Here is a 23593-nt window from a genome sequence, read left to right as displayed (position 1 = left end):
TATTCTGCCCATGAAGGGCTGTGTCAGGCGCGTCCATTTGCGTGCTCCTTTGGAAAAACGAGAGTGTGCGAATCTTCGTTTTACTCCAGGAGTTGCCTCCGCGGCCCTTCATAGTATCTAAATCCCCAAGCTAACGAGCAAGAAGCCCCACCGGCCACGCCGGCGAAACAGCCACCCTAGCCAAGAGCCACAAACCGACCGCACAGCGACACCCCAGTCCCCTCAATCCGCCAACTCCGGCCACCCCTGCTCCCCATCTCCCCCCTGCAACCGCCCCACCATATATTCATGCAGCCGCGACAGTTCCAGCGCAATGCCATCCGGAAACCCCTGCCGCCCACCGCGCCTGTCGATCAGCAACTCGACCAGGAAAGCATGCAGCGCCGCGGGGTGGACCGAGAGCGCGGCCAGCTGGTTGCCGATGCGGGCATAGCGGCGGCACAGTTCCACGGGCCGCGCCTCGGCCGGCAGCGACGCCAGCCAGCGCATGGCGACGTCTGAAAGCATCGTATCTTCCTGCGCCGGCGGTCGCCGCACGCCGCTCCAGTCAGGCTCGGCTTGCACCGGCGGTCCGCCGTCCAGTACCTTTTTTGCTTCCTCGACGGTGACAAATTCAAAAGAGAGGGGTTCCATGCCGGCTCCGGGATCAGACCAAGGCGCACCGCTGCGCACTAACGCGCATTCTAGCGATTACGGCGCTGTGCAGGTTATCTTGATAGCCACCCCTTCATCGAGCCGGAAGCCTTAGCCTCCGGAACGTTTCATGACAGGTCGAATCCCCGCGAATCGGGGAAGGCGGGGGCAGCTTGCAGCACCGCGCGCCGATCGCTTACAGTCGTTGTTCCAACACTGCTCGCGCAACGGGAACTGCCATGGAACTGCAAGCCAGGGGATCGTTCGAGGTCAATCTGCAAGCACTGCCGCTGCATGACGACGTGACTGGTGCCGCACTCGGGCGCCGCTCTATCGACAAGGTATTCTCCGGCGACCTGCAAGGCAACAGCCATGGCGAGATGCTGGCGGCCGGCACGGCTGTGGCGGGGTCGGCTGGCTATGTGGCGATGGAACTGGTCAGCGGCGTGCTGAACGGGCGCAGCGGCACCTTTGTGCTGCAGCACAGCGGTACCATGACGCGCGGCGCGCCATCGCTGCGGGTATCGGTGGTGCCGGATTCCGGCACGGGCGAGCTGCTTGGCCTGTCCGGCGAACTGAGCATCGATATCGTCGAAGGCAAGCACCTGTACGCCATGCGCTACAGCCTGCCGGATCCGGCCTGACAGGCACGCCGGCGCTTAAGCAACCGGTCCACCCGGCCCACCCGTTTCGCTGCCGGTGGCGCCATACCCCAGCAGGCTCGCCAGCAGCGGCCAGCGCCGCGCCGCCGCGCGGGCCGCCTGCAGTTCCTGCTGGTCGAAATAGTGCTGCGGTTCGAAGCCATCGACCTCGTTGCCGAGGACGTCGATGTCGCTGCGCGCCAGCGGCAGCCCGCGTGCATTGGCCGGCCTGCGGCCAGTCCAGCCCCAGCGCGGCGTAGACGGTGGGCTGCAGCACGCGCAGCGGCTCGTTGTAGGTGGGGATGAAGACATTGCTGAAACGTCGCCTCCTTGCCAGAGGGCGGCCAACTGCGCGCCGGCGTCAGCATCTCAGCCGCCCGGATTCCTTGCAATCTGCAACCCGGTGATGGCGGCAGCGCAATCTATTCTGGATTGCCGAAAATCCGCAGGCTCGGTGCTTCCCCGGGCAACCCTTGCAGCACATTAACTTTAACTCCACCCACTACTCATGCCGTTATGTGCCAACCGACACATACCCCTATCGGGTTCTGCTTGTAATTGTTTGTAATATTTTGAGATCATTATGGTAAAAAGTGCACGTCGTTTATCCCAGTGCTAGCCGGCGCATCAGGTACGCCCCGCGTTCGCGCCGCAAGATTCAGGAAAAGTGTGGAAAAAGTTTCGGGCCTTACCGCAGTTCGCCAGTCAGCCTGGCAGAAGTCAGCCATCCTATGGACGCAATCAACCTCTTCTCAGGCACTTTCTCCCGGCCGGGTCTTCGCCCTGGCCGTGCTTTGTCATGTGCTTCTTTGGACGATCCTGCCAAGCCTGCTCCTGAAAAACGCGTCACTCGACATTGTTGAGGCGCTGGCGTGGGGCCATGAGTGGCAGCTCGGGTACGAGAAGGATCCCCCGCTATGGCCCTGGATCACGGAGGCCGTCACGGCATGGTCCGGCAAAAGCCTGTGGACTTGCTATCTGGCCTCCCAGCTTTGCATCGGGATCGTATTCCTGGCGGTATGGCGGCTTGGGTGTCGCATTGCAGGCAGGCGCGAGGCACTGATCGGTGTCCTCCTGCTGGAGGGCATCTACTACTTCAACTATCCCACCCCGGAGTTCAACGATATCGTCCTGCAGATGCCGTTTGCCGCCGCCTTTGGCTGGCTGCTGCATCGCGCGCTCACTGGGAACCGGCTTGTCGACTGGGGGTTGAGCGGGTTGATTGCCGGACTGGGGCTATGGGCGCGTTACTCGATGGGCGCGTATATCGCTTCCATGGCCATCTTTGTGCTGTTGCACCCGCAGGCACGCCGGCGCCTTTCCGGGCCGGGCCCCTGGCTGCTGGTACTTACCGCATTGTTCGTCTTTTTGCCGCACCTGCACTGGATTGTCGAGAGCGGCTTTATTTCCATCGACTATGTGGGCAGGCGTGCGCCCGCGGCAGCAGAGAGTGCGAGCTACTTTGCCAGGCTGCTTTCGTTCATCGGCGCGCAGATTGCAGCCTTGATTCCAATGCTGGCCCTGGCTGCCATGCTCTGGCGCTGGCGCAGCGCCGAAGCCCCGGCGCCGTCGGATGCAGGCAGATTCGATCAGGCCTACGTGGCTGCCCTGGCGCTCGGGCCCATTGCCTTTTCCGTGGCTTTGTCGGTCATCACGCACCGGCCGCCGCGGGTCATGTGGGCGGCCCCGCTGATGTGTTTCGCAGGCCTTTTCATCGCCACCAGGATCCGGCCCGTCTGGACCGCCGCAAGATTGCGCGCGTTCGGCCGCGCCTGGTTGGTGGTCCTGCTGCTACCCGCCTTGATTTTCGTGCTGGAACAAGTAGGTAAGCCGATGATTACCGGTAACGAAAGCCGGGCACATTTCCCGGGGGAGCAGCTTGCCGCCGAAGTGACCAGCAGATGGCAGGCTGAGACCGGGCAGCCCCTGAAATATGTGATCGGCGATACCTGGCATGCCGGCAATGCTGCGTTCTACTCCGACGACCGCCCCTCAGCCCTTTTCTCGCACGGCGGCTATCGCTTCAGCCCCTGGATCACTCACGAAAAGCTGAGCGCGTCGGGCGCCGTGCTGATCTGGGATGCCCGGCAAGAGGGAGCCGGCATTCCGCAGAGCCTTGCCGCGCAATATCCGGATGCGGTGCTGCAGCCTGTGTTTGCACTAAAGCGGAACGCCTCGGTGTACCAGATCGGCGTAGCGTTCCTGTTCCCGGTCAGCGCGGCCAGGGCAGACATTGGGGCGCCTGGCCAGGAAGATTCCTCTGGCCAGGCGCCCCAGCCGCTGTAACCCTAGTTGCAGCTTGCGTCCGCCACCACGCAAACGCCGCGCACTACCATCTCTCCCATGAAGTCCATCGCGGCCTGGTCCGCGATCGCTTCGCGCAGCGCTTCCAGTGCGGCGTCGTGGGGGTCGTTGGCATTGCCGGCCTCCAGCGGTGTGTCATGCCAGCGCCGCGGTACGGCAGCGGGGTCGATATCGACCCCGGCACCGGTTGCCAGCGCGTCCAGCACGGCGGACTCCGCCGCGGCCATGGCGTCGGCGGTCAGGTCACTGGCGCGCGCCTGTCCGAAACTGTCGAACGCCTGACTCGGCGGCCCGCCCAGGACCTTCCACAACGCCAGTTCGGTCAGCGGCGAGCAGTTCACGATGCGCCCGCCCAGTACCAGTCCGTGCAGCCGCTGGCGGTTCGGCTCGCCCTGCGCGAGCCCGCCCTCGCAGCGCACCATCAGCGCCCCGCCGGGCACGTCGGCCAGGCGGAATGCGCCTTTTGCATCGGTAGTTGCGTTGCGCACTTGTCCTTGCGCATCGCGTAACTGCACGGTGGCGCCTGCCAGCGCGGCGCCAACGGCGGCCGTGCCGGTCACTTCCTGCGCATGGTCATCCCCGCATGCTGCAACCGCTGCGACCCCGCATGCGAGCACGAGGTGGCGCCAGGTTTGAAGGTGCTTGCCCATGGTGTCGGCGCTCAAGGGGCCAGCGTGGCCAGCTCGCGGTGCGAGCGGTTGAACAGGCCGCGCGCCAGCGGCGTCGGGCGGAAATCGACATCAAGCGGCGAGATCGTGATGAACTTGGCCAGGAAGGCAGGTGTCTCGGCAATCCGCGCCAGCGCTGCCAGCTCGGTCTCTGGCGCCCCCACGTCGATCGATACCGTGTTGTCGGCATTGCGCTTGTAGGCCGTCGTAAAGGAATCCACGGTGCCGGGCGTGGTCAGTCGCACGCCGGCAGGCGCTCCTCCTGCAACGATGGGGTAGTTGATGCTCAGCGGATGGGCCACCGGCAGCAATGGCTGGCCGGCGGGGCGTGTGGCCTCCAGGCTGGCGATCACGCGGGCCAGGAAGGCCCCGGCCCTGGGGAACGCCGCCAGGGTGCTGGCAAAGCCCGTGCGTGCTTCGGCAAAATCCACGCCCACGCTCAGCGCAATGCCCGGTACACCGCGGCGCGCGGCGAACAGCACGTTCATCACCGTGCCCGAGTGCGGGATCGAATCCGACAGGTTCTCGCCGAAATTGGCGCCGGAGACGACCAGGTCCGGCGTGAAGCTGCTTTCCGGCCCGACGATCTTCAGGCCCATTGCGGTGGCGTCCACCGGCGAGCCGCTGCCCAGGTAGTCCGCGTTGGTGGCGTTGAGCGCGCTGCCCGCGACAAACGTGGTCTTGATCCGGTGCACGCAGTAGGTGTCGTTGCTGCCGGCTAGCGGCTCCACGAACAGGCGGGTGCGGCCGTCGGGCACGGCATAGGCAGCGCCCGAGCCGCTCTGGTTGCTGGCCGGGCCGACCGTGATCACGCGGTGCCCGGCGTCCTGCAGGGCCTTGCGGACCGCGGAGATGCCTGGCGCGGCGCAGCCGTCGTCATTGGTCAGCAGGATATTGAGTGCCTGGGCGGGGCTGGCCGCCGCGGCCAGTGCCGTGGCGGCGATACCAAAGGCGGCGAGCCGCAGGTGGGCGCGAAGTCGATGCATGGGACCTGTCTCCTTTTTCTTATGCGTGATGAAAGCGGTGCCCGGCTGCACAGATGCCACCGGGCCTGATCGAATCCGGGGTGAGCGCCTACGACGCCAGCAGTCCCCGCTCACGCGCCAGCGTGATCGCCGTATCCTCGATCATGTCCTCCTGCCCGCCCACCAGCCGCTGCCGGCCGAGCTCCACCAGGATTTCGCGCGCGGGGATGCGGTACTTGGCCTCCGCGCGCTTGGCGAACAGCAGGAAGGACGAATACACGCCGGCATAGCCCAGCGTGAGCGCGTCGCGGTCGAGGCGGATGGGGTGGTCCATGATCGGCACCACCAGGTCCTCGGCGACGTCGGCAATGCGGAACACGTCGACACCGGTCTCGATGCCCATGCGCTCGCACACGGCCACCAGCACTTCCATCGGCGTGTTGCCGGCACCGGCGCCCAGTCCCGCGGCGGCAGCGTCGATGCGGCTGGCGCCGCAGGCAATCGCGGCGAGCGAATTGGCCACGCCCATGGCAAGGTTGTGGTGGCCGTGGAAGCCCAGCTCGGTCTCCGGGCGCAGCGCCTGCCGCACGGCGCCCAGCTTCTCGGTGACATGGTGCGGCAGCATGTGCCCCGCCGAGTCGGTGATGTACAGGCAGTTGGCACCGTAGCTTTCCATCAGCAGCGCCTGCTGCACCAGCGTCTGCACCGGTGCCATGTGCGCCATCATCAGAAAGCCCACAGTATCCATGCCGAGCTTGCGTGCCATGCCGATATGCTGTTCCGAGACATCGGCCTCGGTGCAGTGCGTGGCAACGCGGATGGTATGCACGCCGATCTCATGCGCCATGCGCAGGTGATCGACGGTGCCGATGCCGGGCAGCAGCAGGGCGGAGACGCGCGCCTGCTTCAGTTCGCCCAGCACCGCGCGCAGGTATTCCTCGTCACTGTGCGCGGGAAACCCGTAGTTGACTGAGGCGCCGCCCAGGCCATCGCCGTGGGTGACTTCGATCAGCGGCACGCCGGCGGCGTCAAGCCCGCGGGCGATGCCCTTCATCTGTTCCAGCGAGATCTGGTGGCGCTTCGGGTGCATGCCGTCGCGCAGGGTCATGTCGTGCAGGGTGATGCGTTGGACCATGGCTGGCTCCTCAGGCGGTGGCGTTGGCGGTAGCCTGCGCGCTGTCGGCGCGCATGGCGGCGGCGATGCACTCGGCGGTGCGGGCGGCGGAGGCGGTCATGATGTCCAGGTTGCCAGCGTACTTAGGCAGGTAGTCGCCCAGGCCTTCCACCTCCAGGAAGATCGAGACGCGCTTGCCGTCGAACACCGGGCCGTTCTTCAGCGTGTAGCCCGGCACGTACTTGCGCACCTCGGCAATCATGTCGTGCACCGACGCGGTAATCGCGGCAACGTCGGGCGCATCCTCGGTCAGGCAGTGGATGGTGTCGCGCATGATCAGCGGCGGCTCGGCCGGGTTGATCACGATGATGGCCTTGCCCTGGCGCGCGCCGCCCACGGCCTCGATCGCACCCGCCGTGGTGCGCGTGAACTCGTCGATATTGCGGCGCGTGCCGGGCCCGACCGAGCGCGACGACACCGTCGCCACGATCTCGCCATAGGCCACCGGCTGCACGCGCGACACGGCATAGACCATGGGGATGGTGGCCTGCCCGCCGCAAGTCACCATGTTGACGTTCATCTCGTTGCTGCCGATATGGGCTTCCAGGTTGACCGGCGGCACGCAGAACGGCCCGATTGCCGCCGGCGTGAGGTCGATCACGCGCACGCCGCGCGCGGTCAGCTTGGCCGAATGTTCAGCGTGGACGTAGGCGGAGGTGGCATCGAAGGCGATGCGGATATCGTCGGCCTCCAGGTGCGGCAGCAGGCCGTCGATGCCGTCGCTGGTGGTTTTCAGCCCCAGCTCGCGCGCACGGGCCAGGCCTTCGGAGGACGGCTCCACGCCGACCATCCAGACCGGTTCCAGGATGTCGCTGCGGCGCAGCTTGTAGAGCAGGTCGGTGCCGATATTGCCGGGCCCGATCAGGGCACATCGGATCTTGTTCATGGTGTCTCGCGTCGCAAGGTCAGAAAGTCGGGAAAGTCGTGAAGTCAGCAGAACACGGCGGTGCAGCCGCCGATGCCGGTGATGCGCATGGACAGCCGGTCGCCGGCCTGCACGGGAATCAGCGCCGCCAGCGAGCCCGACAGGATGGTCTCGCCGGCCAACAGGGGAATGCCGAAGCTGCCGAGCGTGTTGGCCAGCCATGCCACCGCATCGGCGGGATGCCCCAGCGCGGCGCTGCCCAGGCCCGTGGCCACGCATTCACCGTTCTTTTCAAGCGTCATCGCGCACGTGCCCAGGTCCAGTGCGTGCGGGCTGACGCGTTCGCCGAGCACATAGACGCCGCAGGAGGCGTTGTCGGCTATGGTGTCCTCGATGCGAATGCGCCAGTCCCGGATGCGCGAATCCACGATCTCGAAGCAGGCCGCCACTGCCTCGGTGGCGTCGAGCACATCGTCGCGCGTGACACCCGGTCCGCGCAGGTCGCGCCGCAGGAAGAAAGCAATCTCGCCCTCGGCGCGCGGCTGGATCAGCGACGCCGCGGGAATGGGCTGGCCGGCGGCGTAGTGCATGCTCTGCAGCAGGATGCCGAAGTCCGGCTGGTGCACGTCCAGCATCTGCTGCACGGCTTCGCTGGTCACGCCGATCTTCTTGCCGGTGACGCGGTCGCCGGCGGCAAGCCGGTGGGCTATGAAGCCCTGCTGGATGCGGTAGGCATCGCGCACATCCAGCCCCAGTCCGCGGCCGCTGAGCGGCGGCACCGGCGAGCGCGCGACGAGCGCGTGGTGGAGTTCGTTGCTGAGCGTGGTGATCAGGTCGGCATTCATGGCAGGGGGGCTTGGGCGGCACTGCCGCGGCGGCATCGCGCCGCGGCAGTCCGGGTCGGAACGAAGGTCAGAACGAGTACTTGGCGTTAAAGGCCACGTAGTCGCGGTCAGCCAGCGGACGGTTGGCGATGCTCGCCCCGCCGATAAACGCGGCGTAGGTCAGGTTGAGTTCCAGGTTGTTCAGGTACTTGAAGGTCAGCCCCACGCTGGCGCGCTTGTCGCCATAGCCCATCAGCGTGCCGAAGGCGCCGGCCACCGCCGACTGGCCGCTGAACTGCTGCGCATAGGTGAGCGGCACCGTCATGTCCCAGCCATCGAATACATTGTTGTAGGTCAGCGACCAGCCCACCTGGAATGCCGCCGAGTTGCGGGTGTTCGACAAGTTGCTGAAGCCCATCACCGGATCCACGCTCAGCACGTGCAGGTAGGCGACTTCGCCCAGCAGCGTCTGCGAGTTGGCCAGGAAGGTCGGGCCCACCGAGTAGATCGCGGAGAGCTGGCCCTGCAGCGCCTTGCCGCGCGTCGCGGTGGGCGAGCCGGCCACGTCCACCAGCATCGGCACGCCGTCCTTGTAGCTGACTTCACCGGCGACGTTGGCACCCAGCACCTGTGTCGAGAAGCTGGCGCCGGTCAGGTTGATGCCGCCGAAGTACTTCTGCTGATATTGCAGCGTGGGGAAGAGCGAGGTGACCACGCTCGGGTTCTTGTCGTGGTAGCGCAGCTGGTAGAGCCCGACCTCGGTGCCTTCGAACACGCGGAAGCGGGTGCCGATGCCCCATTGCCCCCAGTCGGACGGGCGGATATCCGGGCCGCGCGGGATGTTGAAGCCGGGTCCGATGATGAACTCCGCGCCCGGACCGACCACGTCGGTGGTGCTGAAATAGCTGCCCGGCGCGAAAATCTGGTTCGGCTTGTAGGTGAACTGGTAATAGCCCATCACACTGAATGCCGGCGTGACCTGCAGCTGCAGTGACGCCTGCGGCACCGGCAGCAGGATGTCCTTGACCTCGGCGCCCGGCACGAAGGCCTTGGTCGCATCGGCGGGCCCTTGCGCGCCGGCGATGTTGGCGAAGAACAGGCTCTCGCCCCAGGCGACCACCTGGTTGCCCAGCTTGAAGCTCAGTTGCGAGTCGCCGATCGGCGTTGCGCCATAGACATAGGCATCGAGCAGCTGCGCGCGGTGCTCGTGATAGTCCCGCGCGGAACCGGTGAACTCGTTGAACTGGCCGCTGTGGTTGACCGTGAACGGCGCATTGTTCGCGTTACTGCCGCTGTAGGCCCAGTCCTGGAACACGCTGCCGCGCACCAGTGCGCCAAATACATCGTGCTTGACATGGGCTTCGCCCAGCAGCGAGACGCGGTTGGCGATCATGTCGCCGCGCTTGAAGTTGCGGTTGCCGTCATCGCCGTTGATGTTCACCGGGCTCAGCAGCGTGTTGCTCTGTTGGCCAGTGCGCACCGCCGCGCCGTAGCTGGCGGTAACGCTGTAGTCGAGCGTGGTGTCGTGGCCGAGATCGATGGTGTCGCCGGCCCGGGCGGGCGGCGCGAGCAGCGCGGCCAGCGCTGCCGCGGCAGCAATTGGCCGCAGCCGGTTGCGGCGTTTCAGTGAGCCTGGTGTTGGTTTTTGCATGGTGGTCTCCCCGTGGTGTCGGTCTTGGTTCATTGCCTGGCACTTCGATTGGCGCTCGCCTGGCCGCAAGCGTAGAGAGGGGAGGCCATGCACAAATCGGCAGAACGGACTAGGCTGTTTCCCTACTGCGGTCGTTCACCCGGCGGCCGCTCAGCCGCGATTGACCGAGGCCGCGTCGAGGAAGGCCGGGCGCTCGCCGCCACCATCGATCACGAGATTGGCGCCCGACACGTAAGACGCCTGCGGCGACGCCAGGAACAGGCATGCGCCGGCGATGTCGTCCGGGTGTGCGAGCCGGCCCAGCGGCACCGTAGCGGCCATGCTGCGCAACGCCTCCGGGTCGCCGTAGTGCTGCTGCTGCGAGGTATCGGTCTGCACTATGCCCGGGCTGACCGCGGCAACGCGCACCTTGGGTGCCCATTCCACCGCGAGCGTGCGCACCGCATTGAGGATGCCGGCCTTCGCGGCGCCGTAGGCCGCCGTGCCGGGCGAAGGACGCAGCGCGCTGACGCTGCCCACGAACAGCTGCGTGCCGCCGCCGGCCTGCTGCTGCATGCGTGCATTGGCGCGCTGCGCGAGCTGCAGCGGCGCGACCAGGTTGAGCCGGATCACCGATTCCAGCAGCCGCGGCGAGGCCTCCGCGACCAGCGCGAACGGCGAGCCGCCGGCGTTGTGGATGACCACGTCAAGCGTGGGGCTGGCCTGCGCAATCTGGGCAAGCATGGCATCGACCTGCTCGATGTCGCGGATGTCCGCCGGGATGAAGCGGGCGCTGCGGCCTGCCGCGGCAGGCAGTTCGCTGTCGTCGGCGGGCGCGGTGCGTCCGCACACGAAGACCTGTGCGCCCGCGCGCAGGAAGGCCTCGCTGATGGCGCGGCCGATGCCGCGCATGCCGCCGGTCACCAGCACGGTCTGGCCGGTGTAGTCAAATCCTGTCATGGGCTCCCCCTGGATGCATGGAGCGCCCATCGTAGGAGAAGTGGCCGTCCGGCTCGTAGTCCGAATGAACGATGCCCGGGGTGCCGGCGCTGCGCAATATGCTGGGCAAACCACGGGAGACGCCCTCATGTCCGCTACCTCGCAGCTCACGCCCTCCACGCCTGCATCCCCACACCCGAACCTGCCGGTCGGGCGCTTCACCACCACTTCCACGGGCCTGCGCCTGCACTGCCTGGACTCCGGCAGCGGCGAGCCGGTGGTCTTCATCCACGGCAGCGGTCCGGGCGCGAGCGGGCACAGCAACTTCCGCCATAACGTGCCGGCCTTCGCCGTGGCGGGTTTCCGCACCGTGGTGGTGGACCTGCCCGGGTATGGCCTGTCGTCCAAGCCGGACGATGTCGAGTACACCCTGGACTTCTTCGTCGCCGCGCTGCGCGAGCAGTTGTTGGCACTGGAGCTGCCGCGCTGCGTGCTGGTGGGCAACTCGCTTGGCGGCGCCATCGCTCTGCAGTACGCGCTGGATTTCCCGAAGCATGTCAGCCGCCTGGTGATGATGGCGCCCGGCGGCGTGGAAGAGCGCGAAACCTACTTCCAGATGGCGGGCATCCAGCACATGGTGTCGCTGTTTACCGGCGGGCACATGAACCCGGACACCATGCGGCAGCTGCTGCAGCTGCTGGTGCACGACGCCAGCCTGGTCACCGACGCGCTGGTCGACGAGCGCATGGCGGTGTGCCGCGAGCAGCCGCGCGAGGTGCTGGCCACCATGAAGGTGCCGAACCTGACCGCGCGGCTGGGCGAGATCCGGTGCCCGGTGCTGGGCTTCTGGGGCACCGAGGACCAGTTCAATCCCGCGTCCGGCGCCGCGAAGTTCCTGAGCGGCTGCGCCGACGCGCGCTTTGTCATGATCAACCGCTGCGGCCACTGGGTGATGGTTGAGCACGCAGCCTATTTCAATCGCGAATGTCTCGGCTTCCTGGCGGATACTGCCCAGAACGGCGCGGCATAATTGGCGCCCACGCCCACACAACAAGACCCAGGAGACATCATGGAATACCCGTATAACCTGTTCGATCTGCGCGGCAAGGTGGCCGCCATCACCGGCGCCGCGCGCGGCATCGGTGCGGAAACCGCGCGCATGCTGGCAGCGGCCGGCGCGAAGGTCGCCGTGCTCGACGTGCTGGAAGCCGACGGCAAGGCCACCGCCGAAGCCATCTGCGCCGAAGGCGGCGAGGCCGCGTTCTGGAAGCTCGACGTCACCAGCGAAGGCGAGGTGACGCGCGTGTTCGCGGAGATCGCGGCGCGCTTCGGCGGCCTTGGCATCCTGGTGAACAACGCCGGCATCGAGGGGCCCAATGCGCCGACCCATGAGCTGGCGCTGGAGCAATGGCAGCAGGTGATGGCGGTCAACGTGACCGGCACCTTCCTGTGCACCAAGCATGCCATTGCGCACATGGAACGCGCCGGCGGCGGCGCCATTGTCAATGTGTCGTCGATGTACGGCATCGCGGGCGGGCCGGACGTGCCGCCTTATCACGCGTCCAAGGCCGCGGTGCGGATGATGGCCAAGACCGATGCCATGCTCTACGCCGGCAAGGGCATTCGCGCCAACTCGATCCATCCCGGCTATATCCGCACGCCAATGCTCGAACACGTGGCCCAGGCTTCGGGCCAGGGCGAGGCGCTGTTCGACTACCTGGGCGGACAGACGCCCGCGGGCAAGGTGGGCCAGCCGCGCGACATCGCGGCGGGCATCCTGTACCTCGTGTCCGACGCGGGGCGTTACGTCACCGGTGCCGAGCTGGTGATCGACGGCGGCTACACCGCGCGCTGAATCACAGGACAAGGAGAACCCGATGACCCATGGCACTGATAGCACCGCGATGAAAGCCACGCTGCTCGCCTATGTCGAGCGCTTCAACGCCGGTGACGCGCAGGGCGTTGCCGCGCTTTACGCTGACGATGCCACCGTGGAAGACCCGGTCGGCGCGCAGCCGATCGCCGGCAAGCCCGCCATCCTGGCCTTCTACCAGCACACCACGGCGCTGGGCGCGCGCCTGGAGGTGGTGGCGCCGCCGCGCGGCTCGCACGGCGACGCCGCCGCGCTGACCTTCGCGGTGCATGTCAGCCTGGAAGGGCGGCCGGCCCGCATCGACGTGACCGACATCATGACGTTCGGCGCAGACGGCCGCATCCGCAGCATGCGCGCTCACTGGGCACCGGACGACGTGCATTTCCTCTGAGCCCGCTGCGCCGATGGCCCGCCACACCCGCGAGGATGCCGCCGTCACGCGCGCGCGCATCCTGGCCAGCGCGCAGCAGCTGATCCGGCACCGCGGCCTGCATTGCGTCACGGTGGACGACGTGGCCCGTGCCATCGGCATGACGCGCGGGGCCGTCTACGGGCATTTCCGTTCCCGAACCGAGCTGCTGGGCGCGCTGCTGTCATGCGCCGAGAACGACTTCGCCACGCGGCTGGCGCCGCTGGCGCAGGGCCGCGCCGGCACTGGCCCCGGAGCGCTGGAGCAGGCGCTTGCGACCTTGCTCCACGGCGATGACCTCGCGCGCCATGTGAGCCTGCTGGCGGCGCTGCTGCAGCACAAGTGTGGCGATGCCTGCGAGCTTTGCCCGCTGCGCGCGCGCGTGCTGGCGGGCGTCGAGGCGCTGCGCGGAACCCTGGCGGCGCTGCTGCCGGCGCCCGGCCTGTCCAACGTGCTGATGGCGCACCTGTGGGGCTTGCTGAGTGCGCATGCCATGCACCTGGCGCCGTCTGGTCTGTCCGGCTGCGCCGCATCGCTGGCCCGGCTATATCAAGGGCATGATGTGCGGTCGCATCCGGCGCTGCCCGCCTCCCTTTCCTGTCGACCTAACGCCACTTTCGACCCGACGCTGGTGCGGGATACCCCTTAGTCTGCTCGGACGAAGAGTTTCGGACCGGCGCTGACTACGATGCTTTCAGAAGCATCAACACCCAGCACAGGGTGCGGAGGAGACAGCGATGAAGCAACTCGGATTTCGTTGGGCAGCGGGCCTGGCCGGGGCTGGCGCCGCAATGGGCGTGGCCTGGGCGTTGGCCGTGGACGACGGCCCCGCCACGACGTATGTCAGCCAGGACGACAGGTCCGTTGTCAGCATGCTCTCTGCCGATTCGGCGCAGCAGCGCTGCGACGACGCCTGCGTGCGCAGCCGCGGCGTCGCCGCGCTGGTGGTGCTGAGCCAGCGTCCCCCGCAATGACGGGCCGATTGGCCTGCATGTCCAGGCCAATCGACGAACTACGACTTACCGTCAGACCCGGCCAGGCTGCCGTTGCGCATTCAGCGCTTCCGCGCGCGCCTTGATGTCGCGTGCCACCTGGTCGAATCCCTGCTTCACCCAGGCACCGTGCTCGCGCATGATGGTCTCCGCATTCAGCCCCAGGAACAGGTCAGTGGTGAAGTAGCGGGTGCGCCCGGCGCCGATGGCTTCCAGGTACTGGTCGCGCCGGGCGGCGTCCTTGTTCTCGTCAGTCGGGCGCTGCTCCCATGAAAGCAGGCGCTCCGGCTCCCACGCCACCAGGTACTCGTTGACCGGGATGACCTGGTCGGTGCCCGGGATGCGCACCTGCATGTACACCATGTCGCCGAGGCGACCGGTGGTCTCCAGACCCGGGCAGAACGTATTCCATTCCGCGTAGCGAGCAAAGTCGGTCAGCACTTCCCACACCAGCGATACCGGCGCGTCGATTTCCACCTGGATCGACGTCACGAGATTCTCGGCTTTGGCCATTGGCCCCTCCTTTATGAAAGTCATTGGGAAGGGACACACTAAAGCCATGTGCCTGGGGTTCGCATACCCTGAATGGACGAGTCCGGGTGGATGAAGGTGGGGTTGGGGTTGGCGCGGTGAGGTTGGTTATCGTGCTTCGCCGGCGTAGCCGGCGGGGCTCCTGGTCGTTGGCTTGCTTGGGTATGTAGGTCGGGTTCGATGTTGTCGTAGGATTAAGCGCCTGGTTCCGCCCTGCTGGGCGGGTCACTTTTTGTCCGGAGCGACAAAAAGTAACCAAAAAGCGCGTCGCCTCAGGCGGCTGGCCATCCATTCCACGGTGTTGGTGATTCGGGCGGTGGTGATTTCCGTTCGATGTGGTGGGTGGTTCGAGCCTGCTACGCACCCTGTCCGGTGCCTACGTCGACGGACTATTGGACGAACCCGACTTTAGGCTATTGGCAGCCTGCTAAACACGTTATCGGTGGGACGCCTACGGCTGCGCTGCGCGCACTCAGTATCGTAGGTCGAAGGCACTGGCACGGAGTGCGTCGCTGCGCTCGCATGGCGCGGTCGTCATGCAGGGCCCAAAAAAAAGAGCGCAAATTAGGACGTGGCCGTCCGCCTGCCACGTTAGGGCCGGCGCGAAGCGCAGCCGAAGGCGTCCCACCGACGCGGTACTTAGCAGGCTGCCAACAGCCTAAAGTCGGGTTCGTCCAATAGTCCGTTGATGTGGGCACAGACAGGGTGCGTAGCAGGCTCGAACGGCCAATCACGCCAAACGGCAAGCACCGCCGCCCGAACCACCCCCACCACCAAATTGGTGGCCAGCCGCCTGAGGCGACGCGTTTTTTGGTTACTTTTTGTCGCTCGGACAAAAAGTGACCCGCCCAGCAGGGCGGAACCAGGCCGTCAAACCTACGACAACATCGAACCCGACCTACATAACCAACCCACCGAGCAGGAAGCCCCGCCGGCTACGCCGGCGAAACAGCCCGCGCCCCCCCAAGCACAACAACCAACCGCAGGCGGCCCTGGCGGTCAACCGCCAAGGCCCGTCCTTCGTCGTACTTCAGTTCCCCGCGCCGCGCAGCGCGTCAGGCGCGAAGTACGCTTCCACGAACTTGGGATCGCTGTTCAGCCGTGGCGGCTGGCCTTCGTTGGTCAGCCGGTCGGCCAGGTAGGCGCCGGAGTTCAGGTCGTGGAAGAACACCGCCGTCGGGTAGAAGCGGCGCGCATCGTAGGCATAGACATTGGCCTGGATGTTGGTGCGCCACAGCTGGCCGCGGCTGTCGTAGTTGTCGGCCAGCACGCCGTACCAGGAATCCTCGTCGATAAAGATCACGCGCTTGGCGTACTGGTGGCGGAACCCTTGCTTGAGCGTGGCTTCCAGCACCCAGACGCGATGCAGTTCGTAGCGCATCTGGGCCGGATCGGCATGGCCCTTGGTCAGCAGGTCCTTGTACTTGATCGACGGCGAACTCGCGTGATAGTTGTTGTAGGGCACATAGAGTTCGCGCTTGCCGACGATTTTCCAGTCGTAGCGCTCGGGCGAGCCGTTGAAGAAGTGATCATCGTCCACGGTGCGGAAGCCGCCCGGGCCGAACGGCTGGTCGTAGCCGAACTCCGGCGCCTGGCGCACGCGGCGCGTGCCGGGATTGTAGGACCAGGTCCGGTTGGTATCGGGCTCAGCGCTGTCGTACAGCGAGAACCCGGTGAAGATCGAGCCGCGGTCGCGCAGCGGCAGTTCCGTGTACATCCGGTAGAAGGTGCGGGAATTGAGCGCCGCCTTGGCATCGAAATTCTGGCTGTCCTTGGGCGACCAGATCTCGTACTTGACCTTGCCCCATGCGATCTTGCCATCGGCATAGACCACGGCCTGGTCATAGACCGCTCGCTCGCTCTCGATCGCCGACGCGAAGCGCAGGTTCCACAGCAGCTCCAGGCCGGTCTTGGGGATGGGGTAAGGCAGCGTGGGCGGGCTGTTCCTGACACCGTTGCCTTCGCCAAGCATCTCGATCTGCGGGGCGTAAGTGCGGATGGCCTTGTAGGTGCCGTCGTCGTAGCGGAAGTCGCGATGGGTCGGGTAGACCGGCAGCTTGAAGGTGTCCGGGTACTTGCGGAACAGCGCCTTCAGGCCTTCGGTCAGGTGCTTGTCATACTGCGCCATGTTCTGCGCGGTGATGACAAAGAGCGGCTTCTCGTCGGCGTACGGGTCGGGGTAGCGTTCGCCCGCCTTGTAGGAGACGCCCGCCGGCGCGCCGAGCCACTTGCCGCTCCATGCCGGGATGGTGCCGTCCTTGTTTGCGGCGCGTTCGGCGCCCAGCGGCGTGAGATTGCTGTCCAGTTGCTTGATGTCTTCGGGGCTGATCTTGGCCGTGGCGATGGTCACGGCCAGCATGCCGGCTGCCAGCACGCCGGCATGCTGCAGGATTTTAAGTGGTCGGGCTTGCACGTCTGTCTCCTGGATAGTTGTGATGCACGCTGCCGTCGTTCACCACGCCCGCAGCGTGGCCTCAATTTGCACTAACCCGGCAGCGGGGGCCTCGTCTGGCCGGACTCGTCCGTTTGGAGTAGGTGGCGGGCCGGGGCTCAGCCCATCCCAACCACACTGGACAGCAGCATCTTCACCAGCACCGCCTGCCGTGTCGCGCCGGTCTTGGCAAAGATCCCGCGCAGGTGGGCGCGTGCCGTGTTCTTCTTGACGCCAAGGCGCGCCGCCGCTTCATCCAGCGTCAGCCCGTCGACCATCAGCAGGGCCAGTTCGATCTCAGTCGGCGTCAGCTGGAACAGCTTGCGCAAGTTGGCGTGCGTGTTGCGCGGCGAGCCCGCCGGATCGCGGATGAAAACCGCCACGGCGGGCCGGCGGGCCTTGTCCTCGGTGCGGTAGCTGAGCGGGATCGGCCGCACCAGCACGCTCAGCGGCGTGGGCGCGGCGGGCCGGTTCAGCGTGGTGACTTCGCTGTGCGGCGCGGCCAGCGCGTGGGCCTGAGCGGCGCTTTCCAGGATCTTGCGGAACCTGCGGTTCTCCACCGGACAGTGCGCGTGCAGCGCGCCGTCTGCCAGGTAGAGGCCGTCGCGTGCCTGTAGCAGGCGGGCGGCCACGTCGTTGGTCCTGATGGTCTTGCCGTGCTCGTCCAGGATGACGGTGCCGACTTGCAGCCGGTCCACGGCATCCGCGTAAAGGGACCGTTCAGAGGCCAGTACGTCGAGCGCGGCATGCAGGTCGATCGCGCGCTTCAGGTGTGGCAGCAGGCCATGCAGCAGAGACTTGTCGGCGTCGCCGAAGTCCTCTCCCGCGTGGGTGCGGCTGATGAACAGTGCGCATTCCACGCCGTCGGGCGTGACCAGGTTGGCCGCCAGGATATAGCGCAGGCCCAGCGGCGCCAGGTATTGCGTGTAGAAGGGATGTGCCAGCCAGCCGGCTTCGCCGAACAGTTCGTCGGCGCTGAAGAGCCGGTCCGGATGCAGGTCCAGGAAGGGACACAGCGCGTAGTACTGCTCGCTGTACGACGGCTCGCCGGGCAGGTGCGGGCCATAGTCGGAGGCATTGACGATCAGGCCTGGCCGGTCGGTGGCCGGGTGGCGCAGCACCAGGGTGGCGAAGGCGGCGCGCAGGCGCTGGCGCATGCTTTCGAGGAAGCCGGCCCAGGGCACGGGTTCGGTCGGGCCCTGGTAAAGCTGGGCGAGCAGGGCGCTCAGCTCGGCGGCCGGCAGGGGGTCTGGCAGCATGATGGCGGTCCGTCGATGCAGGGCAACAGGAAAGGCGGGTATCCCGCCTTTCCCATCGTACCGACCGGCGCTACCGCCTCATCGTCCGTTTGGCCTAGGGTCTGTCCCGTAGCCAGGCCACGATCCGCTCTGCCGCCTGCTCCGCTGCGTCGGCGGTGGTGTCGATGCGGATCTCAGGCCGCTCGGGCGGCTCGTACGGCGAATCGATGCCGGTGAAGTTCTTCAGTTCGCCGCGGCGCGCCTTGCGGTACAAGCCCTTGGGGTCGCGTTGCTCGGCCACGGCCAGCGGCGTGTCGATGAAGACTTCTACAAAATCCCCGTCGCCGGCCAGCGCGCGGGCCATCTCGCGTTCCGAGCGGAAGGGCGAGATAAACGACACCAGCACGATCAGCCCTGCATCGAGCATCAGCCTTGCCACTTCGGCCACGCGCCGGATGTTCTCGACGCGGTCGGCCTCGGCGAAGCCCAGGTCCTTGTTCAGGCCGTGGCGCACGTTGTCGCCGTCGAGCAGGTAGGTGTGGTGGCCCAGCGCATGCAGGCGCTTTTCCACCAGGTTGGCGATGGTGGACTTGCCCGCGCCTGAGAGCCCGGTAAACCAGACGATGCGCGGCGATTGGTGCTTGAGTGCGGCATGGGCGCGGCGGTCCACGTCGATGGCCTGCCAGTGCACGTTCTGCGCGCGGCGCAGCGCAAAGTGCAGCATGCCGGCGCCGACCGTGTTGTTGCTGAGGCGGTCGATGATGATGAAGCCACCCAGTTCGCGATTGCGCGCGTAGGGATCGAAGGCCACCGGCTGGTCCAGGTGCAGGTTGCACACGCCGATCTCGTTCAGCTCCAGCGTGCGCGCCGCCAGGTGTTCCAGGGTGTTGACGTTGACCTTGTACTTGGGCTGCGCCACGGTCACGCCCACGGTGCGCGTGCCGAGCTTGAGCAGGTAGGGGCGCCCGGGCAGCATGGCGTCCTCGCTCATCCACACCAGCGTGGCCTCGAACTGGTCGGCCACCGCCGGCGGGTCTTCCGGGCACGCCAGCACGTCGCCGCGGCTGATGTCGATCTCGTCCTCCAACGTCAGCGTCACGGCCTGGCCGCGGATGGCGTGCGCGCATTCGCCGTTGGCGCCGACGATGCCGGCGACGCGGCTCTCGCGGCCCGAAGGCAGCGCGCGCACGCGGTCGCCGCAGCGGATTTCGCCGGCGCTGACGGTGCCGGCAAAGCCGCGGAAGTCCAGGTTGGGCCGGTTGACCCACTGCACCGGCAGCCGGAACGGTTCGCCTTGCACGGGCGCGTTCTCGATTGGCACATTCTCCAGGTGGGCCATCAGCGTCGGGCCGTGGTACCACGGTGTTCTTGGGCTGGGCTCGGTGATGTTGTCGCCGCGCAGCGCCGACATCGGGATGCAGGTGATATCGGTCAGGCCGATCTGTCGGGCAAACTCGCGGTACTCGTTCTCGATGCGCGTATGGACCTCGCGTGAGTAGTCCACCATGTCCAGCTTGTTGACGGCCAGCACCACGCGGCGGATGCCAAGCGTCGCCACCAGGTAGCTGTGGCGGCGCGTCTGGGTCTGCACGCCGCGGCGCGCATCCACCAGCAGGATGGCCAGGTCGGCGGTGGAGGCGCCGGTGACCATGTTGCGCGTGTACTGTTCGTGTCCCGGCGTGTCGGCCACGATGAACTTGCGCTTGTCGGTGGCGAAGAAGCGATAAGCCACGTCGATCGTGATGCCCTGTTCGCGCTCGGCGGCCAGGCCGTCCACCAGCAGCGCAAAGTCCAGGTTATCGCCCTGCGTGCCCATCTTCTTCGAGTCGACCTCGAGCTGGGCGAGCTGGTCTTCGAACAGCATCTTGGATTCATACAGCAGCCGGCCGATCAGCGTGCTCTTGCCGTCGTCGACGCTGCCGCAGGTGATAAAGCGCAGCAGGCTCTTGCTTTGCTGGGCGCGCAGATAGTGGGCGATCTCGCCTGGCGCGCCAGCGGATTGCGCCATGGCAGGCGCGTTTTCGATCAGGGTTTCCATCAGAAGTATCCCTCCTGCTTTTTCTTTTCCATCGAACCGGCCGAGTCGCTGTCGATCAGCCGTCCCTGGCGCTCCGACGTGGTGGCCAGCAGCATTTCCTGGATGATGTCGCCGAGGGTGTCGGCCTCGCTCTCGATCGCGCCGGTGAGCGGATAGCAGCCCAGCGTGCGGAAGCGCACCTTGCGCAGTTGCGGCGTTTCTCCGGGGCGCAGCGGCAGGCGCTCGTCGTCGACCATGATCAGCGTGCCGTCGCGCTCGACCACCGGGCGTTCCCTGGCGTAGTAGAGCGGCACGATGGGGATGTCGTTGAGATAGATGTATTGCCAGATGTCCAGCTCGGTCCAGTTGGACAGCGGGAACACGCGCAGGCTTTCGCCTTTGCGCTTGCGGGTGTTGTACTGGCGCCAGAGTTCCGGGCGCTGCATTTTCGGGTCCCAGCGGTGCTGCGCGGTGCGCACCGAGAACACGCGCTCCTTGGCGCGCGACTTTTCCTCGTCGCGGCGCGCGCCGCCGAAGGCGGCGTCAAAGCCATAGTGGTCCAGCGCCTGCTTCAGGCCCTGGGTCTTCCACACGTCGGTATGGACGGCGGATCCGTGCTCGTGCGGGCTGATGTCGCGCGCCAGCCCCTCGGGGTTGATGTGCACGCGCAGGTCCAGCCCAAGCCGCGCGACGGTCTGGTCGCGGAACGCGATCATCTCGCGGAACTTCCAGGTGGTATCGACGTGCAGCAGCGGAAACGGCGGCCGCGCGGGATGGAAGGCCTTCATCGCAAGGTGCAGCATCACGGCGCTGTCCTTGCCGATGGAATAGAGCATGACGGGGTTTTCGCATTCCGCCACCACCTCCCGCATGATGTGGATGCTCTCCGCCTCCAGTTGCTCCAGGTGGGTCAACATCGGGATCTCCTCTCTTGGTTTGCCGGCGCCGTGCAGGGATGTCGCGGCGGTCTGGCATGGGCACAAGGTAACGAGCCGGGGCCCTGCGCCACTTCGTCCGGGCGGACTAAGAAATCGCGGACCGCGGCGCGCGTTTCCTAGTCCACCCGGACGAGGAGGCGGTTGCCCTGCACTGGGTATCGTTGCTTTGCCGACGAACCACGGGAGCAGGCAGATGGCGAACTCCGCCGAAGAACAATTGCTGGACGGCCAGACCTGGGCCGAGTTTTGCGAGGTGCTCAAGCGCAGCGGGCAGCAGATCCTGCGCCCGGAAGCCCCGTCGGACGCGCTGACGCGCGCCGAGGGCTTCCGCTACCTGAGCCGTTTGCTGCGCATTGCGCTGGAGATGCATGTGGAATTCGCCGATCCGGCGTTTCCCGGCTTCTTCTCGCCGTCGCATGAAACCGCCAAGATCGGCGCGGACAATCCGGACAACCTGTATCGCTATGCACGCCTCGACGGCAGTGCCGAGTACCGCATCCGCGGGCGGCGCGGCACCGTGGCCTACCTGAGCTTCGGCACGCAGAAGGGCGGCTATGAAACCGACGGGCGCATGGTCCAGACTGGCTTTCTCGACAGCAACGGGCTGGCAGTGGAAGCGGATGGCAGTTTCGAAATCATCCTCAGCGGGCGCCAGCACCCAGGCAACTGGGTGCGCATGGAGCCGGGCACCAATGCGTTGGTGGTGCGGCAGACCTTTATGGACCGCAAGGCGGAGACTCCGGCCGAACTGCACATCGAGCGTCTCAATGGCAGCGACAAGCCGCCCGTGCTCGACGTCGAGCGCCTGCATGGCGGCCTGCTGCGCGCCGCAGGCTTTGTCGAGAGCACCGCGCGCATCTTTGCCGACTGGGCCCAGGGCTATGGCGGCCATGTCAATGCACTGCCGCCCGCCGACCAGGCCGTCTGCCAGGCGACCGGCGGCGATCCCAATATCTTCTATTACCACTCATGCTGGGCGCTGGCGGACGACGAAGCACTGATAGTTGAGGTGGATCAGGTGCCGCAGTGCGAATTCTGGAACTTCCAGATCAACAACTACTGGATGGAGTCGCTCGATTACCGCTACCACGATATCTGTCTGAACAAGCACGGCGCCTGGCTGGATGCCGAAGGCGGCGTCACCGTCATCCTCAGCGCGCGCGATCCGGGCCTGCCCAACTGGCTGGAGACCGCCGGCCACCGCAACGGCACCATGTGCTGGCGCTGGGTAGGGGCGGCGCAACCTGTGCATCCGCGCACGCGCGTGGTCAAGCTTGAATCGCTCAAGAAAGACATCAGGGAGAACAACGCATGAACACCGTCGCATCCGACAACGCCGCAGTGCTTGACGTGGAACGACTGCTGGCCCAGGCCAGCGAACAGGCCGGCGGACTGACCGACTTCGGCCCGGGCGACTACCGCGAGGCACTGGAGGTGCTGTCCGACTCGCTCGCACGCGAAGCCGGGCTGTCGCCGCAGGGCGCACAGATGCTGCAAGGCAAGCTGCAGGCTCAGCTGGTGAACCGGCTGGTGATCCAGGACTACTGCCGGCGCCATCCCGAGATCCTGGAAGAGCGCGTCGACGACCCGCTGGTGATCGTCGGCCTGCCGCGCACCGGCACCACGCTGCTGCAGCGCATGCTGGCCACGGACGCGAGGTTTCACTCGGCGGCGTGGTGGGAAACGCGCTACCCGGCGCCGCTGCCCGGCGAGGACGTGCGCGACCCCGGCCGCCGCATCGCGCTGGCGCGCGAAGAGGTCGCGCAGATGATCCGTTTTATCCCGGACATCCTCGCCATCCATCCGCTCGACGCCATGGCGGCGGACGAGGAGTTCATGCTGATGGAGCACTCCTTCCTGTGTGCGATGGATTCCTATGCCAACGTGCCGTCCTATACCGACTGGCTGGCGCGTCAGGACCGCACGCAGGTCTATGCCTACCTGAAGGTCATGCTGCAGTTCCTGCAGTGGCAGAAGCGGCAGCGCGGCGAGGCGCCGGCGCAGCGCTGGGTGCTGAAGACGCCGCAGCACCTGCATACACTGGAAATCCTGTTCCGGGTCTTCCCCGGCGCGCAGGTCGTGCTGACCCACCGCGACCCGGCCCAGACCATTCCGTCCATGGCCAGCATGGCGCATACGCTGTGGAAGCTGTACGCCGACGCGCCCGATGCCGCCACGGTGGGGCGGCAGTGGAGCGGGCAGATGCAGCGCGCCACCGCGCATGCCATGACGGTGCGCGACGGCCTGCCTGCCGATCGCTTCCTCGACGTACGCTTCGAGGATACGGTGCGCGATCCCTTCGGCGTGGCGCAGGCGGTCTACCGCTTTGCCGGCATGCCGCTGACCGAGTCCGCCCGCGCCGGCATGTGGGCCTGGATGGAGGGCAACCCGCGCAACCAGCGCGCGGCGCACGCCTATACCCTGGAGCAGTTCGGCCTGAGCCAGGCACAGCTGGAACGCGATTTCGCCGGCTATCGCGCGCGGCACATCCTGCATCACAACTAAGACAGCGCACCGCGCA

General features: G+C 66.5%; 23 protein-coding genes. 9 read left to right on the top strand and 14 right to left on the bottom strand.

From position 1 onward, the window contains the following. Nucleotides 1–222 precede the first annotated feature (222 nt). Nucleotides 223–633, bottom strand: a complete 411-nt coding sequence (locus DN412_RS32035) for a hypothetical protein (RefSeq protein WP_115215254.1) — start codon at nt 631–633, stop codon at nt 223–225. Between the two features lie 239 nt (nt 634–872). On the opposite strand from DN412_RS32035, the gene DN412_RS32030 reads away from it, so the two are divergent. Next, nucleotides 873–1277, top strand: a complete 405-nt coding sequence (locus DN412_RS32030; protein ID WP_115215253.1) for a DUF3224 domain-containing protein — start codon at nt 873–875, stop codon at nt 1275–1277. Between the two features lie 15 nt (nt 1278–1292). Here DN412_RS32030 and DN412_RS46005 read toward each other — a convergent pair whose 3' ends face one another. Then, on the bottom strand, nt 1293–1463 hold the full coding sequence (locus DN412_RS46005) for a BcsR/BcsP family cellulose biosynthesis protein (protein ID WP_425267460.1): 171 nt from the start codon (nt 1461–1463) through the stop codon (nt 1293–1295). Between the two features lie 480 nt (nt 1464–1943). Here DN412_RS46005 and DN412_RS32020 point away from each other — a divergent pair, with 480 nt between their 5' ends. Further along, nucleotides 1944–3560, top strand: coding sequence for a glycosyltransferase family 39 protein (locus DN412_RS32020; protein ID WP_161564080.1), 1617 nt, complete (start codon nt 1944–1946; stop codon nt 3558–3560). 2 nt (nt 3561–3562) lie between these two features. Here DN412_RS32020 and DN412_RS32015 read toward each other — a convergent pair whose 3' ends face one another. From DN412_RS32015 to DN412_RS31985, 7 genes are all read right to left on the bottom strand, one after another. Beyond that, nucleotides 3563–4228 carry a carboxypeptidase regulatory-like domain-containing protein gene (locus tag DN412_RS32015; RefSeq protein ID WP_115215251.1) on the bottom strand — a complete coding sequence of 222 codons (666 nt, stop codon included), beginning with the start codon at nt 4226–4228 and terminating at the stop codon, nt 3563–3565. A gap of 11 nt (nt 4229–4239) precedes the next feature. Then, the gene (gene surE / locus DN412_RS32010) at nt 4240–5232 is read right to left on the bottom strand and encodes a 5'/3'-nucleotidase SurE (protein WP_115215250.1); all 993 of its coding nucleotides are present in this window, start codon (nt 5230–5232) and stop codon (nt 4240–4242) included. 88 nt (nt 5233–5320) lie between these two features. Then, entirely contained in the window at nt 5321–6346 is a 1026-nt protein-coding gene (gene dmpG / locus DN412_RS32005; protein ID WP_115215249.1) for a 4-hydroxy-2-oxovalerate aldolase, read from the bottom strand. Between the two features lie 10 nt (nt 6347–6356). After that, entirely contained in the window at nt 6357–7271 is a 915-nt protein-coding gene (locus tag DN412_RS32000) for an acetaldehyde dehydrogenase (acetylating) (protein WP_078199438.1), read from the bottom strand. A gap of 44 nt (nt 7272–7315) precedes the next feature. Then, complete coding sequence (dmpE, locus tag DN412_RS31995; RefSeq protein WP_115215248.1) at nt 7316–8095, bottom strand: 2-oxopent-4-enoate hydratase; 780 nt, start codon at nt 8093–8095, stop codon at nt 7316–7318. A 67-nt stretch (nt 8096–8162) separates the two neighbouring features. Beyond that, entirely contained in the window at nt 8163–9725 is a 1563-nt protein-coding gene (locus tag DN412_RS31990) for a DUF1302 domain-containing protein (protein ID WP_115215256.1), read from the bottom strand. Nucleotides 9726–9875: 150 nt separating this feature from the next. Continuing rightward, nucleotides 9876–10664, bottom strand: a complete 789-nt coding sequence (locus tag DN412_RS31985) for an SDR family oxidoreductase (protein ID WP_115215247.1) — start codon at nt 10662–10664, stop codon at nt 9876–9878. 127 nt (nt 10665–10791) lie between these two features. On the opposite strand from DN412_RS31985, the gene DN412_RS31980 reads away from it, so the two are divergent. The 5 genes from DN412_RS31980 (at nt 10792) to DN412_RS31960 (ending at nt 13899) form a co-directional block, all read left to right on the top strand. Beyond that, the gene (locus DN412_RS31980) at nt 10792–11673 is read left to right on the top strand and encodes an alpha/beta fold hydrolase (protein ID WP_115215246.1); all 882 of its coding nucleotides are present in this window, start codon (nt 10792–10794) and stop codon (nt 11671–11673) included. A 39-nt stretch (nt 11674–11712) separates the two neighbouring features. Then, nucleotides 11713–12498, top strand: a complete 786-nt coding sequence (locus tag DN412_RS31975) for an SDR family NAD(P)-dependent oxidoreductase (RefSeq protein ID WP_115215245.1) — start codon at nt 11713–11715, stop codon at nt 12496–12498. A 22-nt stretch (nt 12499–12520) separates the two neighbouring features. Next, nucleotides 12521–12907, top strand: coding sequence for a nuclear transport factor 2 family protein (locus DN412_RS31970; protein WP_115215244.1), 387 nt, complete (start codon nt 12521–12523; stop codon nt 12905–12907). 13 nt (nt 12908–12920) lie between these two features. Continuing rightward, entirely contained in the window at nt 12921–13574 is a 654-nt protein-coding gene (locus tag DN412_RS31965) for a TetR family transcriptional regulator (protein ID WP_115215243.1), read from the top strand. Nucleotides 13575–13662: 88 nt separating this feature from the next. Then, on the top strand, nt 13663–13899 hold the full coding sequence (locus tag DN412_RS31960) for a hypothetical protein (protein WP_115215242.1): 237 nt from the start codon (nt 13663–13665) through the stop codon (nt 13897–13899). A gap of 51 nt (nt 13900–13950) precedes the next feature. Here the strand turns inward: DN412_RS31960 and DN412_RS31955 are convergent, their stop codons facing one another. From DN412_RS31955 to cysD, 5 genes are all read right to left on the bottom strand, one after another. Next, the gene (locus tag DN412_RS31955) at nt 13951–14430 is read right to left on the bottom strand and encodes an SRPBCC domain-containing protein (protein WP_115215241.1); all 480 of its coding nucleotides are present in this window, start codon (nt 14428–14430) and stop codon (nt 13951–13953) included. A 1048-nt stretch (nt 14431–15478) separates the two neighbouring features. Then, nucleotides 15479–16807, bottom strand: coding sequence for a DUF1329 domain-containing protein (locus DN412_RS31950; RefSeq protein WP_115215255.1), 1329 nt, complete (start codon nt 16805–16807; stop codon nt 15479–15481). Between the two features lie 191 nt (nt 16808–16998). Further along, a complete protein-coding gene (locus tag DN412_RS31945) occupies nt 16999–18138 on the bottom strand; it encodes a helix-turn-helix transcriptional regulator (protein WP_115215240.1) in 1140 nt (379 codons plus the stop codon). Nucleotides 18139–18232: 94 nt separating this feature from the next. Next, nucleotides 18233–20155 (bottom strand): sulfate adenylyltransferase subunit CysN, encoded by a 1923-nt coding sequence (cysN, locus tag DN412_RS31940; RefSeq protein WP_115215239.1) that lies wholly within the window; start codon nt 20153–20155, stop codon nt 18233–18235. After that, a complete protein-coding gene (gene cysD / locus DN412_RS31935; RefSeq protein ID WP_244222858.1) occupies nt 20155–21051 on the bottom strand; it encodes a sulfate adenylyltransferase subunit CysD in 897 nt (298 codons plus the stop codon). The genes cysN and cysD overlap by 1 nt, the downstream gene beginning before the upstream one ends. 214 nt (nt 21052–21265) lie before the next feature. On the opposite strand from cysD, the gene DN412_RS31930 reads away from it, so the two are divergent. Both DN412_RS31930 and DN412_RS31925 read left to right on the top strand, forming a co-directional pair. Next, complete coding sequence (locus tag DN412_RS31930) at nt 21266–22387, top strand: DUF1214 domain-containing protein (RefSeq protein ID WP_115215237.1); 1122 nt, start codon at nt 21266–21268, stop codon at nt 22385–22387. Next, entirely contained in the window at nt 22384–23577 is a 1194-nt protein-coding gene (locus DN412_RS31925) for a sulfotransferase family protein (protein WP_115215236.1), read from the top strand. Before DN412_RS31930 ends, DN412_RS31925 begins: the two co-directional genes overlap by 4 nt. The last annotated feature ends 16 nt before the right edge of the window (nt 23578–23593 follow it).

Origin of the sequence: Cupriavidus lacunae (assembly GCF_003353055.1) — a bacterium.
Lineage (GTDB): Bacteria > Pseudomonadota > Gammaproteobacteria > Burkholderiales > Burkholderiaceae > Cupriavidus > Cupriavidus lacunae.
Note: the sequence above shows the minus strand (reverse complement) of the source record. Positions and strands in the feature narration are given on the sequence as shown.